This is a genomic window from Gammaproteobacteria bacterium, from assembly GCA_016199745.1.
GTDB lineage: Bacteria > Pseudomonadota > Gammaproteobacteria > Acidiferrobacterales > Sulfurifustaceae > JACQFZ01.
The window spans coordinates 16,914-34,643 of record JACQFZ010000038.1 but is presented as its reverse complement, the minus strand read 5'-3'; the positions used below and the strand labels follow the sequence as shown (position 1 = coordinate 34,643).

General features: G+C 56.3%; 14 protein-coding genes and 1 pseudogene. 5 read left to right on the top strand and 10 right to left on the bottom strand.

Features of this window, described 5'->3' with window-relative positions:
* Positions 1 to 89: 89 nt before the first annotated feature.
* From HY308_09305 to HY308_09295, 3 genes are all read right to left on the bottom strand, one after another.
* Positions 90 to 2,546: a PKD domain-containing protein gene (locus HY308_09305; protein MBI3898478.1), complete on the bottom strand. Its 2,457-nt coding sequence runs from the start codon at positions 2,544 to 2,546 to the stop codon at positions 90 to 92.
* Positions 2,547 to 2,644: 98 nt separating this feature from the next.
* Positions 2,645 to 3,931, bottom strand: coding sequence for an Ig-like domain-containing protein (locus HY308_09300; GenBank protein ID MBI3898477.1), 1,287 nt, complete (start codon positions 3,929 to 3,931; stop codon positions 2,645 to 2,647).
* Between the two features lie 32 nt (positions 3,932 to 3,963).
* A complete protein-coding gene (locus tag HY308_09295; GenBank protein MBI3898476.1) occupies positions 3,964 to 4,557 on the bottom strand; it encodes a hypothetical protein in 594 nt (197 codons plus the stop codon).
* A gap of 387 nt (positions 4,558 to 4,944) precedes the next feature.
* Here HY308_09295 and HY308_09290 point away from each other — a divergent pair, with 387 nt between their 5' ends.
* Both HY308_09290 and HY308_09285 read left to right on the top strand, forming a co-directional pair.
* The gene (locus HY308_09290) at positions 4,945 to 5,334 is read left to right on the top strand and encodes a VOC family protein (protein ID MBI3898475.1); all 390 of its coding nucleotides are present in this window, start codon (positions 4,945 to 4,947) and stop codon (positions 5,332 to 5,334) included.
* Positions 5,335 to 5,885: 551 nt separating this feature from the next.
* Positions 5,886 to 6,587: a YebC/PmpR family DNA-binding transcriptional regulator gene (locus HY308_09285; protein MBI3898474.1), complete on the top strand. Its 702-nt coding sequence runs from the start codon at positions 5,886 to 5,888 to the stop codon at positions 6,585 to 6,587.
* A 275-nt stretch (positions 6,588 to 6,862) separates the two neighbouring features.
* Here HY308_09285 and HY308_09280 read toward each other — a convergent pair whose 3' ends face one another.
* Positions 6,863 to 7,339 (bottom strand): KUP/HAK/KT family potassium transporter, encoded by a 477-nt coding sequence (locus HY308_09280; GenBank protein ID MBI3898473.1) that lies wholly within the window; start codon positions 7,337 to 7,339, stop codon positions 6,863 to 6,865.
* Between the two features lie 239 nt (positions 7,340 to 7,578).
* On the opposite strand from HY308_09280, the gene HY308_09275 reads away from it, so the two are divergent.
* A complete protein-coding gene (locus tag HY308_09275) occupies positions 7,579 to 7,968 on the top strand; it encodes a tautomerase family protein (protein MBI3898472.1) in 390 nt (129 codons plus the stop codon).
* Between the two features lie 203 nt (positions 7,969 to 8,171).
* Here HY308_09275 and HY308_09270 read toward each other — a convergent pair whose 3' ends face one another.
* The 3 genes and pseudogenes from HY308_09270 to HY308_09260 all read right to left on the bottom strand — a co-directional run bounded on the left by HY308_09270 (position 8,172) and on the right by HY308_09260 (position 11,595).
* Positions 8,172 to 9,035 carry a serine protein kinase RIO gene (locus tag HY308_09270; protein ID MBI3898471.1) on the bottom strand — a complete coding sequence of 288 codons (864 nt, stop codon included), beginning with the start codon at positions 9,033 to 9,035 and terminating at the stop codon, positions 8,172 to 8,174.
* Positions 9,036 to 9,535: 500 nt separating this feature from the next.
* The gene (locus tag HY308_09265) at positions 9,536 to 10,891 is read right to left on the bottom strand and encodes a HAMP domain-containing protein (protein ID MBI3898470.1); all 1,356 of its coding nucleotides are present in this window, start codon (positions 10,889 to 10,891) and stop codon (positions 9,536 to 9,538) included.
* A pseudogene (locus HY308_09260) lies at positions 10,888 to 11,595 on the bottom strand (response regulator). The gene HY308_09265 and the pseudogene HY308_09260 overlap by 4 nt, the downstream one beginning before the upstream one ends.
* 197 nt (positions 11,596 to 11,792) lie before the next feature.
* Between HY308_09260 and HY308_09255 the strand changes: the two are divergent.
* A complete protein-coding gene (locus HY308_09255) occupies positions 11,793 to 12,740 on the top strand; it encodes a hypothetical protein (GenBank protein MBI3898469.1) in 948 nt (315 codons plus the stop codon).
* 174 nt (positions 12,741 to 12,914) lie between these two features.
* Here the strand turns inward: HY308_09255 and HY308_09250 are convergent, their stop codons facing one another.
* Positions 12,915 to 13,349, bottom strand: a complete 435-nt coding sequence (locus HY308_09250; protein ID MBI3898468.1) for a helix-turn-helix domain-containing protein — start codon at positions 13,347 to 13,349, stop codon at positions 12,915 to 12,917.
* A 74-nt stretch (positions 13,350 to 13,423) separates the two neighbouring features.
* On the opposite strand from HY308_09250, the gene HY308_09245 reads away from it, so the two are divergent.
* Positions 13,424 to 14,305, top strand: coding sequence for a methyltransferase domain-containing protein (locus HY308_09245; protein ID MBI3898467.1), 882 nt, complete (start codon positions 13,424 to 13,426; stop codon positions 14,303 to 14,305).
* Between the two features lie 1,258 nt (positions 14,306 to 15,563).
* On the opposite strand, the gene HY308_09240 is transcribed toward HY308_09245, so the two are convergent.
* Both HY308_09240 and HY308_09235 read right to left on the bottom strand, forming a co-directional pair.
* Positions 15,564 to 16,976 (bottom strand): hypothetical protein, encoded by a 1,413-nt coding sequence (locus HY308_09240; protein ID MBI3898466.1) that lies wholly within the window; start codon positions 16,974 to 16,976, stop codon positions 15,564 to 15,566.
* 107 nt (positions 16,977 to 17,083) lie between these two features.
* Entirely contained in the window at positions 17,084 to 17,566 is a 483-nt protein-coding gene (locus tag HY308_09235) for a lipocalin-like domain-containing protein (protein MBI3898465.1), read from the bottom strand.
* Positions 17,567 to 17,730: the final 164 nt, after the last annotated feature.

Sequence of the window (17,730 nt, the reverse complement as noted above, 5' to 3'; positions counted from 1 at the left end):
CCCCTTGAAGGGGAAGGGACCTGCTAATAAGTTCGCGCAGAAATGTTGATGTCCAACTGGTATTGGGTTAATTGATGACAGGGCCTAGATTATTGGTAACCGCCGGTAACGGTTTTTAAAATGAGTCCACCCGCTCCAACCGCCCACGCCGTGTCTTTATCCACCGCGGTGACGGATGTCAGGGAGCTTGCGGTACCTGGGTCCTGTCGAACCCAAATGGCACCGCCATCCTCGGTTTTAAAAATAACGTCAGTCCCATTAACCCAGTGGGATCCCACCGCCCAAGCTACGATCCCGCTAACATCGGAATTGGCGTTCTTCGCTACGGCAATAGACTTAAGGGTGTAGTTTTTTTCTAGGCTCTTGCCATCTATTTTGAATTGAATGCCGGTGCTGGTAGTTGTCGTTACAATCTTAACGATCGTCCCGTCAGAGCCCACACCCAAAACCGTATCCTTATCTATAGCGGCCATAGAATACATACCAGAGAACGGTACTCCTTCAGTCACTTCGATGGCCTTGCTCTCCCATTTCTGGTTCTCCAAATTTTGATCGCCGTTTTGCGTCTTGAAAATCGTGCCGTATCCCATCGCCCAAATAGTTTTCGCATCTACAACAGCGATGGCGACGAGAGGATCTGTCCCGATAATCTTCTCCTCTAACGCAAACGTGGCAATGCCATTGACAGTTGTCGTCGTAATTTTGAAAACCGCACTCGCATACACACCCGGTGACAACAGTTTCCTGCTAACTGCCCACGCCGTATTTGCGTCCACCGCAGTAATTGCACGCAAGGGGAGTTCTGGCATAGAGGTACTTATCCAGGTTGTACCGCCATCGGTAGTTTTTAGAATCTTGCCATCCCAAGCAAGCACCCACGCCGTACTCGCGTCAACAACAGCAACAGATACAGCAGAATTTTTAGAGGACTTATCGAGCTGCTCGGCTTTTTGTGGCACCCAAGCATTGCCATTGGGAGTCTTTAGAATCGTACCGTAGTCACCGACAGCCCAGACTGTGTTCAAATCGACGGCCGCAACGGAATTCAATCCTTTGCTGCTTCCGGAATTCTTGTGTTCCCAAATAAATGCGTTGCTGCCGTCATCTGTCGCTTTCAAAATTGTACTGTCTTTTCCGGCCACCCAGATTGCACTGGAATACACCGCAATCGCGCTTAAACTATCCGTCCCAACCTCACTCGTTGTGGCATCTTGAATGCCCAATACATTATTGGAATTGATCGTGATCTTGACAATCGGCGCCGGCGCTCCGTTCCACCCGTACCCCACGGCCAAAGCTGTATTGGCATTTATGGCGGCAATAGACGTCAACGATTTTCCGGTGGAGCCACCCTGTGGATGGAACGTGATGGTGCCATCTGGGGCAGTGTTTGAAGTGATATATAGGGCTCCGTACTCGCCGACGCTACCCACGGCCCAGGCCGTATTTGCGCTCACGGCGACAATGGAACTGAGGTCGGAGGTGATACCGTCAAATCTTCCAAGGCTGAGGGAAGCCCAAGATTTTCCACCATCTTCGGTTTTCAGGATCAGACGGTCTTGCCCATCCGACCCAACTGCCCAGGCAGTATTCGCATCTACCGCAGCAACGGAATAGAGGGTGCCCTGCGTATTAGAAATTTTGCTTTCCCATGGGCCACCATTAATAGTCCTAAGCACCACCACCCCACTGTCACTTTCTCCAACAGCCCAGGCCGTCTCTTTGTCGACGGCGGAAATGGAATGGAGCTTGAGATTGGGTTCAGCGGGCAGCGGAAGGGGTTGCGGTATCCAAGTGGAACCATCAATCGTCTTCAAAATGACTGAGCTGTTGTAATTGTTTCCTGTCGCCCAAGCTGTGTTTGTGTCCACCGCCGCAATGGATGTAACGTCGTGTGACGTACCCGATTTCTGAACCCTCCAATTTCTGCCTCCGTCCGTAGTCTTTACGATGGCCTTGTTAGTTCCGACGGCCCAGATAGTTTGCGGTTCGCTCCCTACGATTGCGGGTTTCACGATCGCAACACTTGCGAAATTCGTCGCTGTTGGCAGCGGATTCTGCACACACCAACCGCGACCCCTCTCACCACTGCAAGCGAGGTGCGACATATCACCGACTCTTGCGGGCTGGACGTTTACAGTAACCGCTAACGATGTTTGTTGATGGAAGGAATCGATACAGGTGACGCTAATTTGTTTGGGGCCTTCGTGTTCATAGAAGTGCTCTGCCGAAACAGCGTCTGAGCCTGGCGAAATTTCCTTCGCCGGTGTTTTTTCGCCATCGCCAAAATCCCAGGTGTAGCTGAGACCCTCTCCAGTGCATCGTGCCGAAAACGTTACGGAGGACAATGCGAACGGTTTGTCGTCTGATACCTTAAGGTCGGTCACGACGGGCGGCGGAGTCTGGCGCGCACCGTCACCACCACCACCGCCGCCACAGGAGGTGAGGAATAGCGAAGGGAGGATTGCAATGATTAGCGTGACTGCGTTTGTTATCAGTTTACGTGAGGCGGCGATGCGTCTGTGGACACAGAATGATGAAGTCACAAAAGCTCCCTATTGATTATTTATTACAAGCTATCCCAGCAACCTATTTCCCAATCAAGCGAGATGTAATCTGGGACTACGTTCACTGAGTGGGATTATCAATTGTTAATTGTTAATGGATTCGCTTTCGCCGCCCCACCGTGACCGAGCAAATTGGTGGCCTCAACATGTAAAGTCCAGTTGGCTCCATTGGGGTAGAGTTTCGAATTTACAGTGCTACGAGGATTGTTCAGGTTCTCAGGCAAGTCGAGAGGAAGAGGAAAGTGAGCGACGGAGTCCGGAAAGGTGAGGTAGAAGTCGACTTTCGTCAGGCCGACAATATCGCTGACCGTCGCACTCGCCGTGAACTCTCCGCTAACTGTACTGCCGGCCGCAGGTGAGATACTGGGAATCTTCGGCCCACCTTCGTCCAGTGGGGTGACTTCCTGCATGCCGAAAATCGGCTGCGTGCTGTCGTTGAATGCTTTGATCGGGTTCACTACGGCGGCGACACTCAACCCCGTGCGGTTACGCGTACCCTGGACCATCTGCAACATGGCGACAGCCATCTTGTGACGATAGACCTCGGCGTTCAGCGCAATGGTGCCCAGTGGGGGAATAGGTCCATTTTTGCCGACTCCATTTAACAGTCCATCGGTGACGAGATCATCAAACGCCAATTGCGCAAACGAGATCGAGTTATAAACGGTGTGATCGGCAATGTTTTGCGTCCGATTGGCGGTGAGCGTCCATTGCGAAACGGCGGCGGTCATGAAGCCATATTTCAGGCCATCGGTTAACGACGTCGACGCGTTTGCGGGGTTTGTGATATCGAGCGGTTCGGTGGTCAGAATCGGCAGGTCGAGCCACAAGCCGATGACCGTATTGGCGTTATTAATAGCGTCCGAGGCTGCCTGACCTTGCGCGACATAATACTGAGCGAGCGCGGCGGCGAGATGGGTGTAATACGTGACGTGAACGGTGGCAGATTTGCCGAGCGTGTATGGCGTCACTGCTCGCAGGACTTGCGGAGACTTGAGCGCAATCGCTACTCCCGATGCGTCTTCGGTGTATCGACCGCCGCTGGTGTTATCGGCGTTCTTACAGCGATCACCGGTAATTTCAACAAGAATGGGCTGCGAGGGGGCGTTAATCGTAATCGCATAGTTTCCGTTGTCGTCGGCGCAACCTTGCCCGAGGACGGCCGCTTCGTCCTTAGCACCGGTCGCGAAGGAATAGAGTGTCACTGTGCCGTTGGCAATACGCCCGTCGTGGGCGACGCCGGAGATTGTTGTGTCGGGCGCAACGGGGGCAACACCGTCGCCACCACCACCGCCACCGCACGCGCCGAGTAGGCAAGCGAACACGAGGCTAATAAGAATCGAAAACGATTGGCGTGCGGTCATAGGGCTAAGTCTCGACGAAGAATGTTGTTTGATTAAAAGTCGTAAAGGACGGCAAGACCCACGCTTGTCACTTGCGTGGTGTCGCCAAAGGGTTGCTCATGTTGAATGTGCAGACCGAGCGACCATTGCTCCGCCAACGACCACTCGGTGGTGGCGGACAGAACCGCGACGAAACCGGCCGGTGATTCCTCCGCAAACGATTGGTCAAGAAAACCATCGGCGCGAATCGTATGGCGATTGCTATGCGATTCGCTGACATAACCGACGCCGAAGCCGATCCATGGCCGCCAGTCGCCCGCCAGATTCCAGCGCCATTGCGTGGAGGCGTTTATGCCGGTGCGTTCGACATCCTGGCCGATATGGTCGGTCGACGGGGCCAACCGAAATTCTTGTTGATAGCCCTGGATGAGAAAGCGCTGAAGCCCTTTTGCCGGCGGAAGCACTAGTACGTTAAGGACACTGGTATCCGTTTCTTTGTCGGTTGGACCGTCGTTATCGTCGACCTTGTTCTGGGTCAGGGTACCCAGCCAGCCCACACGCCAGTTGTCCCCCCAATTTTTTCCAAGGACGCCGGCGGTCGCGGGCGCGCTAATTAAGCAGATGATAAGTATTGTGACGAAGCGCATGGCTCCCTACCTTTATTCTTGAGCTGAAAAACAATTGATGATTCCGCCGACGGTTTGGTACTGGATGGATTCCCAGCTCCGCTAGCATCGGCGAGTCGGTAACGCATAACGTGTTGGCGAGCGTAGTGACAGAAATAAAACTGAAGGCTGCTCCCTGCATTTCGCCATAGGGCTGAATTAAATCAAATCACAATCGAAGGCCGTACTTTCGTTCATCGGTCGTTGCCCTGTCAATTTTGATAAAAGTTTTACGCCTCATCCCCCTATTGTCTAAGTGATTATGTGCTGGGCTTCGAAGAATAAATTCAGAAAAAAATATGGCGGGATGTCTAAACGATCGACGCTTATTCGACTAACCAGCGAACCTAGCCAACTACGGAGGAAAACATGAACCCTGTCGTTCATTTCGAAATGCCCTACGACAATCGAGAGCGAATGGCGACGTTTTATCAGTCAACGTTTGGCTGGCAGACGCAGATGCTGGGTGAGGACATGGGCAACTATGTCGTTGCCACCACCGCGCAGTCGGACGCAAAACCGGGCGCGCCAGCGGGTGCCATCAATGGCGGCTTCTATCCGAAAAAGCCGGACTGGCCGGCGCAATATCCGTCGGTGGTTATCGCCGTTGCTGACATCCACGATGCCATGAAGAAAGTCACCCAGGCGGGCGGCAAAGTTTTGGGCGAGCCGATGGAGATTCCGGAGATAGGGCTATACGTTTCATTCCTGGATACCGAGGGCAACCGCAACAGTATGCTGCAGCCAAACGGGGGCTAAACGAATAACGGTGCTCGGTTCGCTCTGCTTCCGCCGTCACCCTCTCTCTCAGGGGGTGGGGATGGGTTTGACCCTTATATATAGATAGTAGGTATCATTCCGACCCCGGCTCGAATGGCACTACCTTAAGCAAATATCCCCTCTCCCCGCTTGCGGGGAGAGGGCGAGGGAGAGGGGCGCATGAAACATCGACAGTTTTACCTAACCCCCTCTCCCTAACCCTCTCCCCCGAAAAGCACGGGGGAGAGGGAATAGGAAATCGTCGGGTTAGGCCGGGGTGGGGGTGGGTTTTTTGCAGTAGCGACCACAACCCACCCCCATCCTGTCCTTCCCCCTGAAGGGGAAGGAACCTGCTAATAAGTTCGGGGCAGGTCAGTTTAGTAACATAGTCGAGTTAAGTAAGTGCCATTCGGGTTTGATCCTTATATATAGGTAAGTGCCATTCTGGCCCGACTCTATTTACTACCCGACCTCAGTTTTCCGCGCTGTCCTTTATACTATTCGCCGAAATCTTCACCGCAACGCAACGAATCAGGCGAGGGCTTACTAGTATGGGCGCACAGTGGAAAGCGAAAGGTCGGGAATCGGCGGCCAACGCAAAGGGTCGGCTGTTTACCAAGCTGGCAAAAGAAATCATGGTAGCCGCGCGCGCCGGCGCCGACCCGAACTTGAATTCGAAACTGCGCCTGGCCGTGGAGCAAGCGAAGAAAGGGTCCATGCCCAAGGACAATATCGAGCGGGCGATTAAGAAAGGTGCGGGCCTTGCCGACGAAGGAGTTAACTATACGAAGCTCATCTATGAAGGCTTCGCGCCGCACCGGGTGCCGGTCATTGTCGAATGTCTGACGGACAACGTGAACCGCACCGCCTCCAACATTCGCGTGCTGTTTCGCGACGGGCATCTGGGTGCCGAGGGCTCGGTGTCCTGGGATTTTGACCACCTCGGAATGATCGAAGCAACTCCCGAATCGACCACCGCCGACCCGGAAGTCGCCGCCATCGAGGCAGGTGCCCGCGATCTCGAACCGGCGGAGAACGGTGCGACGTTATTCCTTACTGATCTATCCGACCTCGACGCGGTAGCCCGTGCCCTACCGACACATGGATTTATCGTGCAGTCGGCGGAATTACGTTACCGGCCGAAAAATCCGGTGGCACTGAGCGACGCACAGCGCACGGAAGTCGAGGCGTTCTTAGAAGCCGTCGATGCGGATGATGATGTGCAGAATGTGTATCCGGGATTGGCGGGATAATTAATAGCGGCAGTCCTGAATGGCACTGACTTAAGAAATTTCACCGTCATAACAGCAGCGTTCCCTCTCCCCTTGCGGGAGAGGGACAGGGAGAGGGAGAGGGGGAACCATTAGCAACGTTATATCACCCCTCTCCCCGGCCCTCTCCCGCAAGGGGAGAGGGAGTGGCGGCGGATAGGCTTCGGCTTTTGCTTAAGTAAGCGCCATTCGCGGCGGTCCTGATCCATGGTTCCGTCGTTTTTCTGAAGCGATCACTTTGCTGCAACCCTTGCAGGTCACAGCACGAACTGCGCGCCGAGCTCGACGACTCGGTTCGGCGGCAACTTTAAATACGCGGACGGACTACCCGCATTGCGGAACATGGCGACAAACAATTTTTTGCGCCAATGCGCCATCCCTTTCGTTACCTTCAGCAAAATTGTCTCGCGGCCAAGGAAAAATGACGTTTGCATTGGCTCGAAGGACAAATCATTGCCGTTGTACTGATTGAGCACCGCCGGTACATCCGGCTCTTCCATGAATCCAAAATGGATTTCGACTCGAAAGAAACGCTGACTAAGGCGTTCAATCGAGATACGTTGCGACTCGGCCGCGCGTGGAATCGGCAAGACCGACACGGTTACGAGAACTACCCGCTCGTGCAGCGGAAACGCGAGCAACGTCACGACAATGCACGCCGCTACCGTCCAGACATACCGATGAGCCGCACCGATCCTGCGATTGAGTCGTTCTAAAATAAGAATTCGCGCCATCGACAACCCGCTCTATATCCACGCAGTCTAGACCCGAACGAATAAAAAAAGCGTAAAGAGCGGGTGATTAAACCATCAGCCAACCGCCGGAAAGTGAGTCAGATAGCCGTCTAATGGGGATCAACGTCAGCGTGTCGTTTTCCCGCAAATTAAGATTCCGCCGATGCGGTACGATCTCTATATTGTTAGAAGAACCACCTGTCCATCTTTCGTAGTTAGCGCAAGAAAACGGAGACACCGTGCCAGCCGCCACCATTGAAGTCCGAAAGACATACGCCGCGGATCGCGAAGTCGAGATCATCAACGCGGTACACGCCGCCATGATGGAAGGACTAAAAATTCCCGAATCGGAAAAGAACGTCCGTCTCATCGTGCACCCGCCACACCGATTTGCGGCGCCGTCGGACAAAGAGGATCTATTCACTTTTATCAGCATCGACTTGATCGTGGGTCGATCACTCGACGCGAAGAAGACGCTCTATCAGGCAATCGTCAGAAATCTTGAGCGCCTCGACATACCACGTAACCACGTCGAGATAGTGTTGCGAGACATACCGCTCGAAGACTGGGCCGTAAACGGCGGCGTTCCGGCTTCTGAAGTGGATTTAGGATTTGACCTGAAGGTGTAGAGCGAGCAATTAGTAAATATCCCCTCGGCCCCGAATAGCACTTACTTAAGCAATTTTACCGTCATAACAGCAGCGTTCCCTCTCCCCTTGCGGGAGAGGGAGTGGCGGCGGATATGATTCGGCTTTTGCTTAAGTCAGTGCCATTCCCCTCGCCCACCCCGGAAAACACGAGGGAGAGGGAATAAGAGACAACAAGCATCGACTCAATTCCCGTCGGCAAACCTTGCCTCATCGCGACCGCGCTCGCGCCGTATCGCTTCGTCGCGCGCATCGTCGATTGCCAGCATCACATCACCCACGTCAGCCGACATCTCGTCCTTGATGAAGCTCCCGGTGAGCTTAGTGTCAGGCGTCAGCTCTCCCTGGTCGAACAACGCCCACATCTCGGCGGCGTACTGAGTCCCCAGGAGTTCCGGTGCGAACCGACCGAGAGTATCGGTGATGTTCTTCACGTCGCGCGCCAGCATCGTAAACGCGTTGTTGTTGCCGGCGGCGTTCACCGCTTGCGGCAGATCGATGATGACGGGCCCGTGCGACCCGATCAGCACATTGAACTCGGAGAGATCGCCGTGGATCAGGCCGCTGCAGAGCATGCGTACGATCTGGCCGATCAGAAACTGGTGGTACGCGCGCGCCTGTTCCGGTGACAACTCCACTTCACCCAACCGCGGTGCGGTATAGCCTTCGGCATCGCTGACCAACTCCATGATCAGCACACCGCTGAAGAAACCATAGGGCTGAGGTACACGCACGCCCGCCGCCACCAATTGGTACAGCGCGTCGACTTCGGTGTTTTTCCACGCCGCTTCCTGCTCCTTGCGACCGTAACGCGTGGCCTTCGCCATGGCGCGAGCGTCGCGACTGCCACGCACCTTCCGCCCTTCCTGATATTGCGCGCGCTGCTGGAAACTACGCTGGCCCATGTCTTTATAAATCTTGGCGCAACGAATTTCCGATCCGCAGCGCACGACATAGACCGACGCCTCCTTGCCGCTTTTGAGCTGGCGCAACACTTCATCGACAATGCCGTCATCCAGCAACGGTTGTAGCCCTTCAGGTGTTCTCATCGTTACCACAGCGGAATTGAATGGGCCGCTACTTTACAGGGTTTAGGCTAGGTCTAACTAATAACTAAAGAGATCGGGGTGGAATGGCACTTAAGAGATTCCACCGCCATAACAGCAGCGTTCCCTCTCCCCTTGCGGGAGAGGGGGAGTCATTAGCAACGTTATATCACCCCTCTCCCCGGCCCTCTCCCGCAAGGGGAGAGGGAGTGGCGGCGGACACGTTTCGGCTTTTGCTTAAGGTAAGTGCCACTTCACTCCGACCCGAATGGCACTTATAAGCAAAAGCCGAAGCATATCCGCCGATACTCCCTCCCCTTCAGGGGGAGGGCCGGGGTGGGGGTGGGTTTTTTGCAGTAGCGATCACAACCCACCCCCATCCTGTCCTGTCCTTCCCCCTGAAGGGGAAGGGACCTGCTAATAAGTTCGGGGTGAGTCAGTTTAGTAACATAGTCGAGTTAAGTAAGTGCCATTCCACTCCGACCCCGGTAACGCTTTATCGCTTATCGTGGCAACCTCAGTATTGCTTCGAGGCCGCCGATCGAACGGTTGCGCAGGACCAACTCACCGCGGTGTGAATGCACGATATCGCGCGCAATGCTCAAACCCAGTCCGGCGCCGCCGGTTTCGCGACTACGTGACGGTTCGAGCCGGCAGAACGGCTCGAAGACTTGCTCCATCAAACTCTCTGGAATACCGGGACCTTCGTCGGCGACCACGATACTCAGCTGCGTCGCTGAATCTTCCACGCGAATCACGGGGCGCACGCCGTACTTGATCGCATTGTCGATGAGATTGGCGAGCGCACGTTTGAGTGCTATCGGCTTCACCGGATAAGGCGCGTACGCCTGCCCTTCGACCATCACCGATTGGCCCATTTCTTCACGATCGGCTTGCATGCTTTCGAGCAGCGCGTTGATATCCATCAACTGTAACGCCTCACCGTCGTACGCGGTCTGCATGAATTCCAGCGTGGCAGCGGCCATGCTTTCCATTTCGCCGAGGTCGCGTACGAATTTTTCTTTTAGCGTCTCATCGGTGAGCAGCTCGGCGCGCAAACGCAGCCGTGTGATCGGTGTTTTGAGGTCATGCGACACCGCGGCGAGCAGCCGTTCGCGATCCTGCAAATAGCCGCGCAGGCGCGACTGCATGGCATTGAACGCCTGTGCCGCCAAGCGCGTTTCGCGCGGTCCGGTTTCGGGTAATGGCGCACGGCGAAGGTCGCGACCGAGCCCGTCGGCCGCTTGGCTAAGGGCGGCGAGCGGGCGCGTGATCCAGCGCACGGCAATGAACGAAACCAGAAGAACGGCGGCCAACAAAATTCCGAGTGCCGCCAAGAGCCGCGCCGGCCAAGTGAACTGCTCCGGCGGAAGACGCTGAGTAAACACGACCCACTGACCATCACGCAACGGCAGTTGCACGGCAAACGCGGCGCAATGAGTTGTAGTCGCTGGGTAATGCGAAACATTCATTGATTCATCCGGATCGATGGCATCGACGTGCGTCACCGCAACGATGAGCCTGCGCTCGTCGGCAAGCGCGCGATGCAGCAACTGGCGCAAATGCGCGGCGTGGACATCGGTCGTTTCCGCCAGTCCCGGTGTCATTACTTCTGAGACGCCGAAGCTCGTGCTGTTGACGGCCCGCAAGACGACACCTCGTTGGTCGCGAGGAAGCGCCTCCAGGAGTTGCACGACATCGGCAATGCGCTGTGCCGTATGAAAGCCGCTTGCCTCGTAAACCACCGCACCGCGATCACGCAGCAATATGGCAGCGCTGATGAATTGCGCGGCGAGCAAGACGACGAGAAACACGACCATCAGACGTCCGAATAGCGATGCCGGGAACCAGCGCATCATGCGGACTCGGTCACGGTGGCGACCAGCATGTATCCGCCGCCGCGTACGGTTTTTATGAGTAACGGCTCGGCCGACGTGTCGCCAAGTCGCCGGCGTAATCGGCCGACTTGGACGTCGATGCTGCGGTCGAACGGCGACGCCTCGCGACCGCGGGTCAGGTCGAGCAATTGATCGCGGCTCAATACCTGGTTTGAGTGTTGCAGAAATACTCGCAGCAAGCGGTACTCGCCAGCGCTCAGCGGAACCAGTACGCCATCGCCCGCCGTGAGCTGGTGCGCAGCGGTATCGAGCGTCCAGTCGGCGAAACAAAGTTTCGAGTGCCGCGGCGGCAACCGCGATAACGACTGCCCGCGGCGCAGCACCGCTTTGATGCGCGCCAGCAACTCGCGTGGATTAAACGGCTTCGGCAGATAATCGTCCGCTCCCATCTCAAGTCCGACGATCCGATCGGTCTCCTCGCCACACGCGGTCAGCATGATGACGGGGATGCCCGATTGCGTGCGCAGGTTACGGCACAGCGTGAGCCCGTCTTCACCCGGCAACATCAGGTCCAGCACAACGAGGTCGATGTCAGCGCGCGTGAGGGCGGCGCGCATCTCGCGCCCATCGGCGACAACCGTGGCGCGCATACCATTGCGTTCGATGTACTCGCGCAACAAATTGCGGATCTCGGCATCGTCATCGACGATAAGGATATGGTCAGGTTGCACCGTGTGCTCTTTATACCCAAAAAGCCCGCATGGATCAGAAGAAATTTGTAACGCCACTGTAACAGGCACCCATCTGATGTTGTCCCGTTACAAAAACGGCGCTTTTCGTTATCCCGCCGTTACGCGCCGATGTTTTGATTGCGCTTCTCACTAACCCCTCGAAGAGAAACTGAATGAAGGCGCTAAATAGAATGAACGTATTTTCAAGCATTTTCGGAATAGCGATGACGGGTATCGTCGTCAGTCCGGGAGTGGTTTTCGCGGACGACACAGCGACGACGTCGGACACGCCCGCGAATCACGTTCAGCCTATGCAGGGTAATGACGCTGCGGTATCTGCCGGTGCCGACGATATGCTCAGGATTGCACCCCACAATACCAAAGTACTGTTCGAAAACGACCGAGTCCGGGTTCTAGAGACGCGCACGAAACCGGGAGAGAAATTGCCGATGCATTCGCATCCGCCGAGAGTGAACTATTTCCTGAACCCCCTGCAAGAACGAATCACCTACCAAGGAAAACAACCGCAAGAATACAGCTGGAAGGCCGGGGACGTAGCGTTCAGCGAAGCAGTCACTCTGGAAGTTGCAAACATCGGGACCACCGAAGGACGCAACATTGTGGTGGAGCTCAAGGAAACGGCGTCGAACACTGCCGCCAATCACGCGCAACATATGCACGATAACGACGCCACGGTACCCACCATGGTTGGCCAAGACGCCTTTGGCGCCATTCAGGAAATCGTCCGACTGCTGGAGGCCGACCCCAAGACCGACTGGAGCAAGGTCAATATAGAAGCACTACGTGAGCATCTCATCGACATGAACGAGATCGCGCTACGCGCCAAGGCGATCACACACAACGTCGATGGTGGCCTACAAATCGATGTGATCGGCAGTGGGCGCACACTTGCCGCCATCCGCCGCGTGATGCCGGCGCACGCGAGCCAGATGAACGGATTGCCAAACTGGCAGGCAACGACAAAACCGCTTCCGAGCGGGGTACGTTTGGTTGTCACCACCAGCAATCCCGACGATGTCAGCCACCTGCGCGGTCTCGGGTTCATGGGTTTGATGGTGAGCGGCGCGCATCACCAACTGCACCATCTTGCGCTGGCCAAAGGGGAACACGCCCATTAATTAATGCCCGTTTCGCTTTCGCGCCGGCAAAAAGCCGGTGCGAAATTGCGACAGAAAGCTAATCACTATCGGTATTCTGATCACGATGTCGTTCGTGCATCGCATCTCCGTAACCCTCCGGTTGCGTCACCCACCAGTCGCCATCGCTAACATCATCACTTGCCACTTCTGGAACTAGTTCCGCGGTGGCGGCGCCTTCTTCTTTTGCGCTCTACTCGTTCGAAACGCTGTGGCCCGCAGAATGCGACGGAAGGTAGGGCACTCCATGTGGCTCCGCGCGGGGCAAGCAGCGGCGTGCCGCAGGCCGTCGCGCATGGCGCTTAGTTTGCGGATCGTCGCGTCTAGCTCCTGCGCCTTGGCCGCGAGCATCTGCCGGTCGATGCGCGGCCGGCCGTCCGGCGCAAACATGAGCGCAATCTGATCGAGCGAGAAGCCGGCGGTGCGCCCCAGCGCAATCAACGCCAGCCGTTCCAGCACGCCGGGATCGAACAACCGGCGCAGGCCGCGCCGGCCGGTAGACGCGATCAGTCCCTTCTCTTCATAGAATCGCAGCGTCGAGGCTGTAACGCCGGCACGCTGCACCACCTCTGTTATGTCTAGGTCGCTCATTCGCTTGACCTCAAGTCGACTTGAAGTGGCATAGTGTAGCGCTCGATTCTTGAAAGCAAACAAAGGAGACGATCATGAATGTTACGCGCCAGACCGATTACGAGCAGACGACGCTTTGGAACGGCGTCGCCGGTCGCGCCTGGGTCGAGGCGCAGGAGTTGCTAGACCGGATGTTCAAGCCGCTGGAAGATCTGCTCGTCGACGCGGTCGGCGCCGGGCCTGTGCGCCAAGTACTCGACGTCGGCTGCGGTACCGGCAGCACAACGCGCGCCGTTGCGCGGCGCCTAGGCGCGAACGGCCGCTGCATCGGTATCGACATTTCGGAGCCGATGATCGCCGCGGCGCGCGCCCGCGCCGAACAGGAAAGTACGCCGGCTAGCTTCATCCTCGCCGACGCGCAGATCCACGCGTTCGAGCCGGCAAGCTTCGACAGGATCATTTCGCGCTTCGGCGTCATGTTCTTCGACGACTTCGTTCGCGCCTTTGCGAACCTGCGGCGTGCCGCGAGCGACGGCGCCGAATTACGGTTCATCGCTTGGCGGAGTCCGGCGGAAAATCCTTTCATGACGACGGCCGAGCGTGCCGCCGCACCGCTCCTGCCGAACATCCCCGTGCGCCAGCCGGACGCGCCGGGGCAGTTTGCCTTCGCCGACCGGAACCGCGTCCTCCGCCTACTCGACGAGAGCGGCTGGACCGAGATCGACATCCGGCCGATCGATGTTGCCTGCAGCTTTCCGGAGAAGGAGCTGGTCCGTTACCTAACCCGGCTCGGTCCCGTCGGCCGTATCCTTCACGAGGTGGACGAACCGACTCGCCGCCAAGTCATCGACACGGTTCGCACCGCCTTTAATCACTATGTGCACGGCGCTGAAGTCCGCTTCAACGCGGCCTGCTGGGTGGTCGGCGCCCGATCGTCGTCTGCAGCAGCTGCGCCGAAGGAAATGCAGAATTACTAAAGGAGCCAAACTACTAATGGGGCTAGGCGCGAATGGCACTTACTTAAACAAAAGCCGAAGCCTATCCGCCGATACTCCCTCTCCCCTTGCCGGAGAGGGAACGCTACTCAATGGCTCTACCTTAACGATTTTCAAGTAACGCCCCATTACCTCTTATTCCCTCTCCCCCGTGCTTTTCGGGGGAGAGGGTTAGGGAGAGGGGGTGAAAGTAAAACCATCGATACTTCACGCACCCCTCTCCCTCGCCCTCTCCCCGCAAGCGGGGAGAGGGGATATTCACTTAAGGTAGCGCCATTGGGAACGCTGCTGTTATGGCGGTGAATCTATTAAGTAAGTGCCAGTGCGACACGAGGCTGTGTCTGAAGTTGTCGTCCCAAGGACGGAGAGGACCACCGGTGTCACCCGGTGACGCTACGGGTCTGAATAAAGTGCGACCCTGACAACGTCACGAAACGTCGAGAGACGTGGGGCCGCGCGCGTGAGCAAACGACCCTCCTGGTAGCCACAAGCTGGGTGAGTGCGAGCGAGTTGGTAGGGCGAAGATATCTGAATCGGCGATAAAGATCGTAAACTTAGACAAGCGAAAGCGGCCAGAACATCGCGCTTGAACCAAAACGGTGAGGAGGCGGGAAGCCCATCTTGGCACTATGACTTCGTGACCCACACACCTCCCGGTCGAAAGCCGACGCCTAACCCGACATTACTTCACAACACGGAACGTGGAAACCCCGTATCGCTCCTCGACGTGAGGACAGTCAGCCGTGAGGTTGACCCATGGCGGTGCGGGCTTGGGATGTCCGAAGAAGCGAACGCCAGACGGTAATGGTCCGGATACGGGTTGAAACATCACCCGGCACAAAAGTGCGCCCACGTCGGACGGGTCTTACGTCGCAAGAGAGTTTGCGGAACCGACCTCGTGAGGAAAAGCAAATGACGGCCAGGGTATCGGCGGGTGCGTCCTCAACGTCTTTGACAACAAAGACGGATGACGGCGGCGAAGGCGTATTGCGAAGGTCACTCGAGGCTGAGTTACCGGGTCGGCTCATCACTGGCCTTTGTAAGATGCGAGCCGTGTGATGCGAAAGTATCAAGCACGGTTCTTGGAGGGCTGCGGACGGGCAACCGTCCGCGGCTACTCGACTTCAAAGTGCGGTGCCGCATGGATTGCCGATCGCGCTTACAGCGATGGGACAAAGATGCAGGAGCCGCTCGCACACGCAACTATACGAGCGGGATAACATCGCGAAAGAGGGCTTCGTCAAAACGGGCCCGATCGCGACGCAACCGACCACGCGCCTTCGGTGATTGGCGTGTCGCCGTTATTGAAACCTTCGACGAGGTCGAAAGGATTCACGACGGTCGCGGCGCTGTCGGCCTCAAAAAAGTCACGGTAGTGGACGCCATACACATCCGTTGACTTCGGATTGCGCGGCGTGAACCGGCTACTGTTCCATCCGGTTAACCAGGCGAAATCCGGAAACGAATAGACATGCACATTCGTGTGCGGATCGACCGGGCCGAGCCAACCGCGCGTGAGATAAACCGTAAAACTGCTGTTAACGCTCGCATCGAGATTCGCCATTATGAAGCGATAACTCGTCGCCACTTGATCGGCGCCGCCGGGACTATAGGGTGAGAACGAAAACTGCAATGTCGAATCGGGCGCGCCCATAATTGGGGGCGCAACAGCGGCCGGGAATGTAAAGTCGTAGCCCCGAGGAGCTTTGGAATAGTTGAATCCTTGGCGTACATCACTGCCGGTCTGATCCCATTGCGCAGCGACTTGGTTATAGCGATCGTCCGCTTGAAGTTGGCGACTGTCCAACGCGTAGTAAACGTTACTGGCGCTGCCGGTATTGACTGCCGCGTTGCCGATGCTAAGAACCTGGGGCGTCGCACCGAGACGAACACCGCCGCCTGTATTCATCATGAATGCGGGCGCTCCGGTGGCAGTAACAGTGTATATGCCGCCATTGGCGACAGCCCCGGTGGCGAAGTCGATCTCCGGCAGGCTCACCGTCGCGCCATCAATCGTTACGTTTCTGTTTATGTAGACAGTCGGCGCACTGCTGAAGCCGCTCGACCAATTGGTCGCGGCGAGCACATGCCGGCCTGGAATTAGGCCAATGGCATCGAATGTGTAGCTGTGGTGATCCGCGCTAAGAGAAGTTACGCCAAACAAATCGAGCCCAACAAATGTTGGATAGCTAACGTTGTTGGCTTTGACCGTACCATTAAATGTCCGCTTGTCCGAACAGTTTACCGAACGCCGCGTGAGCTCCCGCGTCGTCGCTTGAAATAGCTCGCCGACAGAACCGGTGCTGCTGGCGCAAACCGCCATTATCCCGTAACGATCGTCGCTAGCACCTACCGTAAATGTATAGGTGTAGGTATCGACGTGAGTGGTAGCGTCCGACGCAATCACCGGCGCTTTGGTTTGCCACGATCCGGAACCAATTTGGTAAGAGAACAGTACGTTGATGGAACTTTGCGGAACTCGAACTTCGAGTGTGACGGTATTCGACGGGCCGGAGGCGACATCGTCACCGCCGCTACTAGTACTACCGCTGTCACCATCACCACCGCCTCCGCAAGCGACGAGTAGCAATGTTACACCAACCGCGAGCACGGCCGATTTTAGATGGCTCTTATTCACTTCATGAATACGCATGACGCCCCCCCTCTATATCAGTTAATTTTTTTTACACCCGGATGTCGATTATACGAAATACCTAAAACTTTATGTCGTTTCTTTAACCGCCCGCCGCCGCTATCGCATCACTGCGGTACGCGTTGCCAAATGGAATAGGCAACCGTGCCGTTGCCCGATGCGCTGGCGGGCACTTGATAGGTCAAAGTGCCGTCTTTGAAGGTGTAATCGCGCACCTGTTGGGTTCCCTCCCAATTGGGAAAGACTGCCGTGTCGATCGTAAAAAGCAGTTGATGCTTAGCCGGATCAACAACGACTCGCCCGGTATTGGTGCTGGCCCCAAGGATCGCGGCGCGATATTCCTCGGCGGTACCGCTAGTCTTGATACCGGAGACGAACTTGGGTCTATTGGGTCGGAAAATCTGTATCGAGTAGCGCCCGTTCTGATCCACCATTAACAGACCGTTGGGATGCTCGCCGTAGTTCGTGGTGCGTGTTCCATCAGCATGGATTTCATAGGCCGATGCCATGATCCATGTGCCTTCTAACGAGAGGCTTTGGTCGGGTGCCGCCATCGCCGACGCTCCCATAACGAGTAGTGTCCCGGTCATGCTGACCGACGCAATGCGTTTGCAGGTATACGAATACCACATGATATTTCTCCGCGAAAAAATGTAATTACGAGTGATGATGTCGGCGTCGGATCCACAATCCTGCACGCCGCATTCATCACAAAACGATACACGGAGGAAATCCTTAACTAAATTAGCGGCCC